The organism is Frankia sp. AiPa1, assembly GCF_023243075.1.
In the GTDB taxonomy this organism is placed as follows: Bacteria; Actinomycetota; Actinomycetes; order Frankiales; family Frankiaceae; genus Frankia.
Genome location: NZ_JALKFZ020000039.1, coordinates 1 through 11132 on the forward strand (window position 1 = coordinate 1; position 11132 = coordinate 11132).

The 11132-nt window shown below is 70.9% G+C and carries 10 protein-coding genes; 6 read left to right on the forward strand and 4 right to left on the reverse strand.

Annotated features, from left to right (window positions below):
- Window positions 1–112 precede the first annotated feature (112 nt).
- The 3 genes from MXD95_RS06130 to MXD95_RS06140 all read right to left on the reverse strand — a co-directional run bounded on the left by MXD95_RS06130 (window position 113) and on the right by MXD95_RS06140 (window position 2584).
- Window positions 113–283: an FxLD family lanthipeptide gene (locus tag MXD95_RS06130; protein WP_250639563.1), complete on the reverse strand. Its 171-nt coding sequence runs from the start codon at window positions 281–283 to the stop codon at window positions 113–115.
- 251 nt (window positions 284–534) lie between these two features.
- Window positions 535–1224 carry a 2'-5' RNA ligase family protein gene (locus tag MXD95_RS06135; protein ID WP_250639564.1) on the reverse strand — a complete coding sequence of 230 codons (690 nt, stop codon included), beginning with the start codon at window positions 1222–1224 and terminating at the stop codon, window positions 535–537.
- Entirely contained in the window at window positions 1214–2584 is a 1371-nt protein-coding gene (locus MXD95_RS06140) for a helix-turn-helix domain-containing protein (protein ID WP_250639565.1), read from the reverse strand. The genes MXD95_RS06135 and MXD95_RS06140 overlap by 11 nt, the downstream gene beginning before the upstream one ends.
- A gap of 386 nt (window positions 2585–2970) precedes the next feature.
- Between MXD95_RS06140 and MXD95_RS06145 the strand changes: the two genes are divergently transcribed.
- From MXD95_RS06145 to MXD95_RS06160, 4 genes are all read left to right on the forward strand, one after another.
- On the forward strand, window positions 2971–3468 hold the full coding sequence (locus tag MXD95_RS06145) for a fluoride efflux transporter FluC (protein ID WP_250639566.1): 498 nt from the start codon (window positions 2971–2973) through the stop codon (window positions 3466–3468).
- An 85-nt stretch (window positions 3469–3553) separates the two neighbouring features.
- Complete coding sequence (crcB, locus tag MXD95_RS06150) at window positions 3554–3928, forward strand: fluoride efflux transporter CrcB (protein ID WP_250639571.1); 375 nt, start codon at window positions 3554–3556, stop codon at window positions 3926–3928.
- A gap of 262 nt (window positions 3929–4190) precedes the next feature.
- Window positions 4191–5804, forward strand: coding sequence for an ABC-F family ATP-binding cassette domain-containing protein (locus MXD95_RS06155; protein WP_250639567.1), 1614 nt, complete (start codon window positions 4191–4193; stop codon window positions 5802–5804).
- A gap of 165 nt (window positions 5805–5969) precedes the next feature.
- Complete coding sequence (locus tag MXD95_RS06160) at window positions 5970–6944, forward strand: cation diffusion facilitator family transporter (RefSeq protein WP_250639568.1); 975 nt, start codon at window positions 5970–5972, stop codon at window positions 6942–6944.
- Between the two features lie 133 nt (window positions 6945–7077).
- Here the strand turns inward: MXD95_RS06160 and MXD95_RS06165 are convergent, their stop codons facing one another.
- On the reverse strand, window positions 7078–8607 hold the full coding sequence (locus tag MXD95_RS06165; RefSeq protein WP_250639569.1) for a hypothetical protein: 1530 nt from the start codon (window positions 8605–8607) through the stop codon (window positions 7078–7080).
- 688 nt (window positions 8608–9295) lie between these two features.
- Between MXD95_RS06165 and MXD95_RS06170 the strand changes: the two genes are divergently transcribed.
- Together MXD95_RS06170 and MXD95_RS06175 are read left to right on the forward strand one after the other, a co-directional pair.
- Entirely contained in the window at window positions 9296–9514 is a 219-nt protein-coding gene (locus MXD95_RS06170; protein WP_248840730.1) for a helix-turn-helix domain-containing protein, read from the forward strand.
- Between the two features lie 2 nt (window positions 9515–9516).
- Window positions 9517–10296, forward strand: a complete 780-nt coding sequence (locus MXD95_RS06175) for an enoyl-CoA hydratase/isomerase family protein (protein ID WP_250639570.1) — start codon at window positions 9517–9519, stop codon at window positions 10294–10296.
- Window positions 10297–11132: the final 836 nt, after the last annotated feature.

The following is an 11132-nucleotide window of genomic DNA, read 5'->3' on the forward strand; positions in this document are numbered from 1 at the left end:
CCCAAGGGGGCGTGATTATTGTTTCTAGTTTGTATTAGGTGTGTGTTGGGGGGGGGGGGGGGGGGGGGGGGGGGGGGGGGGGGGGGGGCGGGGCGCCCCCCCCCGAGGCCGGTCAGCAGTCGCTGCCGCGCACCGTGTCGCAGCCGTCGTCGGTGTCGCCCAGCAACGCCGCTGCGGCCGGGCCACGCTCGACGATCCGTATGTCCAGACGGAACTCGTCCGCCACACTCGGCACCGGCGGAGCCAGCACCGGCGGCGGCGACGACGCGATGGAAACGGACATAAGAACTCCCTTCGACCAGGGCAGGCCCGGCGCACCGGCGGACATCCCGCGCGCGGCGTGCGCAACGCACCTGCCGGATGTAAGGGAGATCTTTCCGTGCGTGACATCAGATGGATAGCGGGCGCTGTACTGGTCTTGTCCTGGTCTGCCGCGCAGTCCAGACCACCAGCCGCTCTGAGAGAGGGCCGCGCGACTGGCGGAAATCTGGTCAGCGCGGCGCAGACAACCGGAATGCCAGGCTGGTGGCGAGGTCAGGTGGGGAGCGGAATCCTCGCGAATGGGCGCCAAACGTATGCGCGCTCCCGCCGTTCCAGATCCACGAGCACCGTCGAAGTGACCGTGGCGGTCGCTGAGGGAAGCGGTTCCAGGGCCCGCACTGTGGCGTGGGCCTGAGTCGCCGGGATGTTGTCGGTGTTGCAGTAGGCGATCGACACGTGCGGCTCGAACCGCACACCCATGGGAGCTGCGGTGGGGAGGATCGAGCGGGTGGCCTCGTGGAGGGCATCACGCAGCTGGCGCAACGGCCTGACCGGCCCGACCGCGAAACCCAGCGCGCCCGCCGTCCCGCCCAGAACGCCGATGGTGATCTCGAACGGCCGCAGATCCGCACAGACCCGTCGTCCCGCCGCGGCGACCGCGGCGACCTGCGCCGAAGTGATCGCGTCGCCCGCTGCGACCCCGCCAAGGGTGAGATGCAGACCGTCGAGAACAACAAGATCGTAGAAGTCAGACGTGATCGCCGCCTGACAGCGCGCCGCCAGCGCGCGCAGCTCGGGACAGTCCTCGAATGTCAGATACCACTGCCAGGAACGTCGAAGCCCCGGCCGGGACCAGTGGTTATGCAGCCGATCAAGCTGCCAGAAGCGTTCCGCCGCACTGGACTCGGTACAAAATGCCGCAGCACGGCCGGCGTCGGCACGTGCGGCAGGGTCAGACCCCATCCGTCCCCCCGATCGGGGCCAGGGCGGCTTGGAGGGGAGCAAGCTCACGCGGCCGATCCCACCGCCCCACCGCATAGCGGACGAACTCGTCGGCACGCTGCTGCACCGAGATGACCGGACGTCCCTGTGCAAGGTCAAGCGCCTCACCGACCAGGCCGCACGCCTGCTCGAGATCCGCCTGCCGGGACTGGACCACTGCGGTCGCCTGATCGATCAGGACCAGCGCGCGGCTCCACGGCGACCCTGCCACGCTGATAGCGGGCATCGCCCGGTCGAGATGGTGTCGCACCCGATCCGGCATGCCTAACGCCAGGTAGGCAGTGGCCGCGTTACTGGCAACCTGCGCGGCGCTGTAACAGCCGAACCCGATGCTCGAGACGATCCCCGATGGGACGTCCTGATCGGCCAGCATCTCCTGCGCCTCCCCGACCAGACGATGCACCCCCTGGACATCCCCGAGCCTGCCCATCGCCCGCGCCGCCCCATTGACCGCAAGCCGGACCCCCTGCGGCCCGGCGTCGGCAGACCGGATCCCGTTGACGGCGAAGTCCAACGCCGCGCGGTAGTCCTGCTGGTAGTAGGCGCAGAAACTCTGCAACCCACGGGCCCATGCCATCAGTTCCGACCGCTCGGCGAACTCCCCGAGCTGAAACGCCTCCGCGCAGTATGCCTGCGCCAGTGCGAAGCGGCCCTGCCCCACCGCAACATAGCCGAGCAGGCCGGACGCCGCGCACGCGATCCTGAACAACTCCCGCCGCGGCTCCGGCCACCCGCAACCGTCGATCAACTCCTCCAGCTGGACCCGCTGCCGGCGCAGACGGGGCACGAAATCGGCGTGTTCCAGCTCCTCATACTGAGTGACGACGCCGAGAACCTCGTCTTTCAGGCGGCGGACGATGTCCGCGTCAACGCTCTGGCCTCGGCGGCGAACGCGGCGAAGTACGTCTGCGGTGCTCTCGTCATCCACCGATGGTGGTCCCGCTGGCGGCCCGTCCAGGCGGCTCGCACCGGCTGACTGTCCGTCCGGGGGTAACCCAGGGGCGACCCAACCCGGGGCCCGCAGCGCGGAGCCGGGGCCGTCAGCAGACACGAGTGAGCCGCTTCTCGACCTCGGCCCAGGTATGGCCGAGGCGGCAAGCGTCGCGTCGAACCGGGCCCGAACATCCATGTCGGCGAGGGCGAGGTCGCGATCGAGGATTTCCTGCGTCTCGTCCCGCAGCCGAATCCCCGCGCCGCGCCGCTCCCAGTTCGACACCGACGCGACCGCAACCCCCAGATGCGCGGCGAACGCACGCACACTCATCCGCCGAGCCGCACGCAACGCGCGGGTCTCCCGGCCCGACCACCGCACCACCGTCACCGCCGACACACCTCCCAGGGATAGCCGCCATCGAACTACCACGAGAATTCTCGCCGCTGCGACACAACGATGACCGATGGCCATCACGGTCATCCTCGAGCCCTCGCAAGTCGCTGTCGCTGCCCCGGAGGACGGGGGAGGCAGCCGCTCGGCTTGCCTTTCACCGGGACTCTGCCCCATGGCGGTGCGCGCATGTTGGATCAGCTGTGGGCGGCCGGGTGAGCGGGTGAGCGGGTGAGCGGTATCATCTGCCCACGGCGGCCGACGGTCGTCGTGCGGCGGTGGGGCCCGCCGTACCCGAACCGCGGTTATGACCGCTAACGGTCCCTACTTGTACCGAGTCGCGCCCTGGTTGCCCTGGGTGCCCGTGCAGGTAGGAGTGGGCGTTGGACGGTATCGAGGTGGACGGTGTCGCGGAGGGCCCGCCCGCGGCGGTCGACCCCGATGTTGATCTACATGTGCCGGCGCAGCGCCGGGAGCTGCGCCGTGCGCCGGTCCTGCTGCTGTCGGTGGTTTCCCTTGGCGGGGTGCTGGGAGCGTGCGCGCGCTATGGCGCGACGCTGCTGTGGCCGACGGCGCCCGGGGCCTTTCCGTGGACGATCTGGACGATCAACGTGATCGGATGCGCGGCAATCAGTGTGCTGATGGTCCTGATCGTGGAGCGACGCACGGCGCATCCGCTGGTCCGGCCGTTCCTGGGAACCGGGGTGCTGGGCGGGTTCACCACCTTCTCGACGTACGCGGTCGACGCGCAGCGGCTGGTGGACGGCGGGCGGGCCGGACTGGCGCTGGCCTATCTGACGCTGACGGTGATCGGCGCGCTGGGCGCGGTGTGGGCGACGGCACTGGTCACCCGATGGATCACGCGAGGTTGGTCGGGATGAGGCCGGGGGCTGTCAGGACGAGGTCCAGTGGTTGGGCGCCGACGCCGACGGTGTTCGTCCGCTACGCCAGGCGGGGGACGGGCCGGTGAACTGGCTGCTGGTGATCGTCGGGGCGGCGGTGGGTGCGCCGCTGCGGTATCTGACCGACCGGGCCATCCAGGCCCGTCACGACACGGTCTTTCCGTGGGGCACGTTCACGGTCAACATCGCGTCCAGTCTGGTGCTGGGCCTGGTCACCGGGGCGGTCACGGCCGGGGCGGCGTCGCCGCGGGTCGCGCTGCTGGTCGGGACCGGGTTCTGTGGGACGTTGAGCACCTACTCCACGTTCTCCTACGAGACGTTGCGGCTGGCCGAGGAGCATTGCGGGCTGCTCGCCGCGGCGAACGTCGTGGGCAGCGTGCTCGCCGCGTTCGGCGCCGCGGTCCTCGGATCCGCCCTCGCGCGAGCGGTCTGGGCATGATCGGCCCCCGGCGCGCTCTGCCCGTGGCCAGGCCCACAGTCACCGGCGGCCGTGGGTGGGACGGCAGGCGGTGGTCCGAAGGGCGGTGCCCCGTAGGCTGGAAGGCACGCGCGTCCAGGCATCGTGAACTCGCGGTGGTCCCGCCCGGCCGGGGGAGCACCCTCGACCACACCCGTCCGACCCGCACCCGATCGACCTGTACCTGATCTACGCGGCGTCGGCGCCCCCGCCAGCCCGCAAGCCCGAAAGAGGCCCCACCTCGATGATCATCGTGTCCGAGCTCGAACTGCGTGCCGGAGCCCGCACCCTGATCGAGCCCGTCTCCTTCCGGGTCCAGGCGGCGGACCGGATCGGTCTGGTCGGGCGCAACGGCGCCGGCAAGACGACCCTGCTCAAGGTGCTCGCCCGGGAGGGTATCCCGTTCGCCGGCACCGTGGACGTCCGCGGCGAGCTCGGCTACCTGCCGCAGGACCCGCGCGCCGGTGACCCGACCGACTCCGCCCGCGACCGGGTCCTGTCCGCCCGCGGCCTGGACGTCATCCTGCGCGACATGGAGAAGCTCCAGCTCGAGATGGCCGAGCTGGTCGACGGGCGCCAGCGCGACGCGGCCATCCGCCGCTACGGCAACCTGGAGGACCGGTTCGGCACGCTCGGCGGCTACTCCGCCGAGGCGCAGGCGGCCCGGATCTGCTCCTCGCTGGGCTTGGCCGACCGGGTGCTCGGCCAGCAGCTCGCCACCCTGTCCGGCGGGCAGCGCCGACGGGTGGAGCTCGCGCGCATCCTGTTCGCCGGGTCCGGCAACGCGGACGCCACCCTGCTGCTCGACGAGCCGACGAACCACCTCGACGCCGACTCGATCGTCTGGCTGCGCGACTTCCTGCGCGCCCACACCGGCGGGCTCATCGTCGTCAGCCACGACGTCGACCTGCTCGACAAGTGCGTGAACAAGGTCTTCCACCTGGACGCGAACCGGGCCGCCCTCGACGTCTACAACGTCAACTGGAAGACCTATCTCACCCAGCGGGAGGCCGACGAGCGGCGCCGCAAGCGCGAACGGGCCAACGCGGAGAAGAAGATCGACGCGCTGAAGGCGCAGGCCGACAAGATGCGGGCGAAGGCGACCAAGGCGCGCGCCGCGCATCAGATGGACCGCCGGGCCGACCGGCTCGCCGCGGGCCTGGCCGAGGTGCGGGTCGCCGACCGGGTCGCCAAGCTGCGCTTTCCCGACCCGGCGCCGTGCGGGCGCACCCCGATCACGGCCTCGGGCCTGTCGAAGTCGTACGGGTCGCTCGAGGTGTTCACCGATGTCGACCTGGCGATCGACCGTGGCTCGCGGGTCGTCATCCTCGGCCTCAACGGCGCCGGCAAGACCACGCTGCTGCGCATCCTGGCCGGTCAGGAGCAGCCCGACACCGGTCAGGTCGAGCCCGGCCACGGCCTGCGCCTGGGCTACTACGCCCAGGAACACGAGACGCTCGACACCGACCGTTCCGTGCTCGACAACATGCGGGCCGCGGCACCCGGCACATCGGATGTGGAGCTGCGGCGCATCCTCGGCGCGTTCCTGTTCAGCGGGGACACGGTGGAGCAGCGGGTGAAGACCCTCTCCGGCGGGGAGAAGACCCGCCTGGCGCTCGCCGGCCTGGTGTGCAGCTCCGCGAACGTCCTGCTGCTCGACGAGCCCACCAACAACCTCGACCCCGCCTCTCGGGATGAGGTGCTCGCCGCGCTCGCGACGTACAAGGGATCGGTGGTGTTGGTCACCCACGACCCGGGCGCGGTCGAGGCGCTCGACCCGCAGAAGGTGCTCATGCTGCCGGACGGCGTCGAGGACAACTGGTCCCCGGACCTGATGGAGCTCATCACCCTGGCATGATCCCCGGAACGGTTCTCACCGATCCGCGCCGATCCGCGCCGCGCCCGACAGGCGGCGCCCGGCCGACGCGGGTCGGGGGGCCGGGCCAGGTTGGACGGCTCGCGCCGGGACAGCGCGTGCCGGCGGGGGCGGGGCACTTGTCGGGACGACACGGGAGAGCGGTTTGTGAGTACGCAGGGCGGCACCAAAGCGGTTCTGGCGGCGTTGGCCGCGAACCTCGGCATCGCGGTCACCAAGTTCGTCGCGTTCCTGTTCACCCAGTCGTCGTCGATGCTCGCCGAGTCCATCCACTCCGTCGCCGACTCGGGCAACCAGGGCCTGCTGCTGCTCGGCCAGCGCCAGTCCGCCCGCCCGGCCGACGAGGAGCATCCCTTCGGCTACGGGCGGGCCCGGTACATCGCCGGGTTCCTGGTCGGGATCGTGCTGTTCAGCGTCGGTGGGCTGTTCTCCGTCTACGAGGGCATCGAGAAGATCCGCCACCCGCACGAGCTGGAGAGCGGACTGATCGCGATAGTGGTCCTGGCGCTCGCGGTGGGGATGGAGACGTTCTCGTTCACCACCGCCATCCGCGAGTCGAACCACACCCGCGGCGACCGGTCCTGGTGGCGGTTCGTCCGGGAGGCCCGCGCGCCCGAGCTGCCGATCGTCCTGCTCGAGGATCTCGCCGCCGAACTCGGCCTGCTGTTCGCGCTCACCGGCGTGGGCCTGACCCTGCTGCTCGACGATCCGATCTGGGACGGCGCGGGGACGCTGGCCATCGGCATCCTGCTGCTCGTCGTCGCGATCCTCGTCGCCGTCGAGGCCTACGGGATGCTGGTCGGTGAGGCGGCCACGCCGGCCACCGTCGCCACCATCCGCGCCACGCTGGCCGCCGCGCCCGGGGTGAACGCCGTCATCCATCTGCGGACCCTGCATCTCGGCCCCGACGAGCTGCTGGTTGCCGCCAAGATCGGTATGGCGCCGTCCGTCACGATGCGAGAGGTTGCCACGACCATCGACGGCGCCGAGGCGGCCCTGCGCGCCGCGGTCGGCGCCCAGCTGCGCATCTTCCTCGAGCCCGACATTCCCCGCGACCCACAGCCGGCCTCGTCCGCACCCAGCGCCGAACCCGGTCCTGAGGCCAGCCCCGCCCCAGCCTGACTGGAGTTCGGCGGCGCCGAGCCGGATACGGGAAAGTGCCGAAGGTTATGTACGAATCGAGAGGCCACATCCTTCCCAAACCTTCGGCAGGATTCGCTGGGTGGCTGGGTGGCTGGGTGGCTGGGTGGCTGGGCTAGGTGGGGCCGGCCATTGATAGGTGGAGGAGGATGGCGGCGGTTGCTCCCAGTGCCATGAGGATGACGGGTAGTGTTCCGGCGCGCAATCGGTCACCGGGGCCGGGAGGGCGGGGGTTCGGGGCCACCGCGGGGACCAGCAACCAGGGGAACAGGGGAAGCCAGGTGCGCTGCGTGCCTCCCTCAGCCAGCGTGGCGACCGCGGCGAACAAGGCCGTCGCCGCGGCGCCGAGCAGGAACGGCCAGCCCGGCGTCAGCCGCAGCCGCCGGGCCGCGCGCACGGCCACGGGACCCGCGCCCAGCAGGGCGACGACGAGGTCGAGGAACACCCAGGCGAGCGTGACCGCCGGCGTCTGGTGCCGGACGCGGGCCAGAGCCAGACCATCCGGCCAGGAGAATCCCCAGGCGGCGAACAGCCACAGCGGCAGGAGCGCACCGAGCCCGGTCACCGCGTTGAGTAGCGGGCGGCGGCGCACAAAATAGGCCGCGGCGACCGCCACACCGAGCCAGACCGAGACATAGCCGAACAGCGCGGCAAGTCCCAGCAGCAGTCCACTCCCCAGAGCCCACCACACAGAGCGACGCCCCGGCTCGCAGCCGACCACGCCCACGGCGACCGCCAGGGCGGCCAGCAGCGCGGTCACGGCGTCGGGCGAGCCGGCCATCCATCCGCCCCATGGGGCGAGCGCCAGTACGGGGATCAGCCGGCGGGCGGCGGTCTCGTGGCACAACGAACGCACCGCCACGCACACCACCGGGACGGTGAGTGCTCCGATCAGGGTGAACGCCATGCCCAGCGACTGCGCGCCGGACAGGCCGAACCGGCCGAGCACCCACGCGGCCAGCAGCGGGCCCGGCGGATGCGCGGGCAGGACATCCACCGACCCGGCGACGGCGGGCGGGACAATGTCGGTGTACGAGCCCAGGGTGGCGAGCGGATCGCCACCGATCGCGTGCGCCGCGGCGACGAGGTCCGGCGACGCCCGCAGCCCGGCGCCGGCTCCACCCGGGGTGACCAGCGCCAGCGCGAGGGTCCAGGCCAGCGAGGCGACGTAGCCCAACACCAGCAGAACCGCCCAGGGCAGCCGGAATATGGCCGTTGCCGGTCGGGACCCGACGCCGTGCCCAGCCCTGGCATCGGCCTTGGCCGCGGCCCCGGTGTCGAGCCCGCCGCCAGCATCGGTCCGGGGCCCACCGGGGCGGAACGTGGACGCCCACCACCCGGCCAGGGTGAGGACGGCCGCGGCGATGGCCACCGGCACCACGACCATCGGGTCGAACCGGCCTCGCCAGCCGTCGTGCCAGGGCGGTTCACGCAGCCCGAGCGCGAGGTGGGAGCTCGTGAGGATGGCGGTGCCGGCCAGGCCGAAGACAACCAGCGCCAGCCAGATCCCGGCCTCGGCGAGCTCGGCGCGTATCGCTGACCGAGACGGTGGGGAGGCGGGCCCGGCCGCGTCAGCCAATGTGCTCGCAGGCTCGCCGGCCTGCGGGGAGCCGGGCGGCCCGGCCGTGTCCTCGGTAAGACTCACGCAGATCTCCCCGGCGGCGCCGCTGATCTGCCCGGCAGCGGCGCGACCGCTGCCAGTGCTGCCAGTGCTGCCACTGGCGGTGCCGCTATGGATCGTGCCACCGCAGGACGCACCACCGCTTCACAGGCCACACCTGCACCGTAACGATTCCTCCGGCGGGGCAGGTTTCCGGCCAAGGTCATGACGATGGCGGCCAGGGCCGGCTGGGCGGTGGGTGGGGGAGCGGGTACGGCGAGTGCGCGGGAGGGGGTAGAGGGCGCGGGAAGCACAGATGGTTGCGTGGTCTGGGACCTGATGTGAGGAATCAGTCGGTTTGATCTGCCGCGTTCGCGGTTTCCTGATCGGCTCGGTACAGTGATCGACTGTTGGCCGTACCTGCGACATCATGTCGGAGGAAGATCGCCCCGGGCCCGTGGCGATGTTCGTCACGACGCGCCGTTGCCGTTGTTAGGCCGTGCGCAGGGGATTGGAGACACTGGTCCTCGTGCATGGTCGGTGGTGCGCCGGCTCGTGCGTGGGCGGGTATGGCCGGAGCCGCAGCCGGCGGGAAGTCGCGGCGGGAGTGGCGCGACGGAGCGGTCACGCACCGGAGCGCCGCGTGGGATGGATCACATCTGCTTCGAGTGGCGCGATTACTCGAGCTGAGTGAAGATCGGTTCGCAGATCATCGAGCACGGAGGGGGCCACGTTGGCCGAGCTTAGGAAAGGAACCCGGATCACCGGAGCCGAGCGTGACAAGCTGGCTGCCGAGCTTCGGAAGAAGTACGAGGGAGGGCAGAGCATCCGTCTGCTCGCCGAATCCTCTGGCCGTTCGTACGGGTTTGTCCACCGGATCCTGTCGGAGTCCGGTACCACCCTGCGCGGCCGTGGCGGTGCGACCCGGGGCACCAAGAAGAAAAGTTCCTGATCATGGCGGTGCCGGCCGCCGCCGTCGTATCGGCGGCGGCCGGGCTTCAGGTGGAGGTGGTCGGCCCTGTCGCGACCGTCCGGCTGTGTGGCCGGATCCATCCCGGAGCACTGGGACCCATCGGTACTACCCTGGGTGACTCTCTGCGGCAGATGACCGGCGAGGTCCGGGTCGTCGTCGTGCGCATCGAGAGTTCCCCTGCCACTGTTGCGGCGTCACCACCTCCGACGTCCGCCGACCACGCCAGCGGATCACCTGCCGGGTTTCTTCCCACACCGGACGGCATCCGCAGCTGGCGGCAGGCGTTGGACCGGCTCGGCGCCGCCATGGACATCGTCAGCGTTGCCGTGGTCACCGGCTGGGCCGATGACATCGGAGTGGGGCTCGCGCTGGCCTGTGACCTGCGCCTTTTCGCGTCAGACGCCGGCCTTCGCCTTGACTGGGCGCGCCGCGGCGTGCTCCCGGGCGCAGGCTGTCTGAGCGACCTGGCCAGGCTGCTCGGGGCATCCACCGCCCTGGACCTGGGCCTCACCGGCCGACCGCTCGCGGCGGCGGAAGCCGTGCGAGTGGGGCTCGCCGAGCGCCTGGTGCCTTCGTCGCGGCTTGATGCCGATCTTGCCGGGATCGTGACCGCGCTCCTTGCCGTGCCGCGTGACACCGCCGCCGAGACCAAGGCGCTGCTGCGCACCCCCGTTCGTACGTCGAGCACCGATCCTGAGCTCTCGGCGTGGGAGCGCACGCTCGCCCGCCATCACGACGTCGACGTGGACGCCGCCGGCTGACCATGCCGCCGGCTGACCATGCTGCCGGCTGACCGTGCTGCCGGCTGACCATGGCGCCCCGGCTGACCGTGCCATCGGCCGACCGTGTTGCCAGTGGGTCGTGCTGCCAGCGCCGACCAGGCCCGGGTCCCGCATACCCGCCCGTCAGCCATGCCGCCGGCCGGTCGGCGCAGGCCGAGGAAGCTGAACTGCTGGCCGGTACGGTCCGGGGAATGTTCGGCCCAGGAGGTCGCTTACATGCTTACAGTGCAAACCGTCAGCTGGTCGGCTCGTTTGAGGTGGACTGGCAGGCTGCCCGGGGCCGTGGGCCCCGCGGGCGCTGGGCTCTAGGTTGCTTCCCGTGGATCTCCGGCTCGCGACCGAGTTCACCCGGTGAACCTCGCTGTCCGTGATGGCCTTTGGGGGTGGTGGCGGTGCTGGTGCGTGGGGGTGTCGCTTCTACCGGGTAATCTGTCCGTTTTGTCCCTTCGCAACCCGGTAGAAGCGACACGGGGCTTTTCCGGGGCCGATCCGTCGTCACGCGCTGCGGCGGGGAGGGGGCGGTAGCGGGGGTCGGGGGAGGGGAGTGGGCTCGCTGGTCGTGACGATCGGAGCTGACGGTGACGGCGGGGGCACCGTGCACCACCGGCCACCGGCCACGCGGTATGTCGGACGGTGCGCGTGGCGCCGAGGACGTCGGAGTGGTCCGGGCCCGACCGGGGATCGGGCGGGAACTGGCCGGTCTGCTGTGATGGACCATCATGATCCGCGAGAAAGACCCTAGTAGACTGTCGCTGTTTAGTCCTGGTGTGTTTCGTGTCTGGGTGGGAGTGTTGGGTCTGGCAGATCTTGTCGTC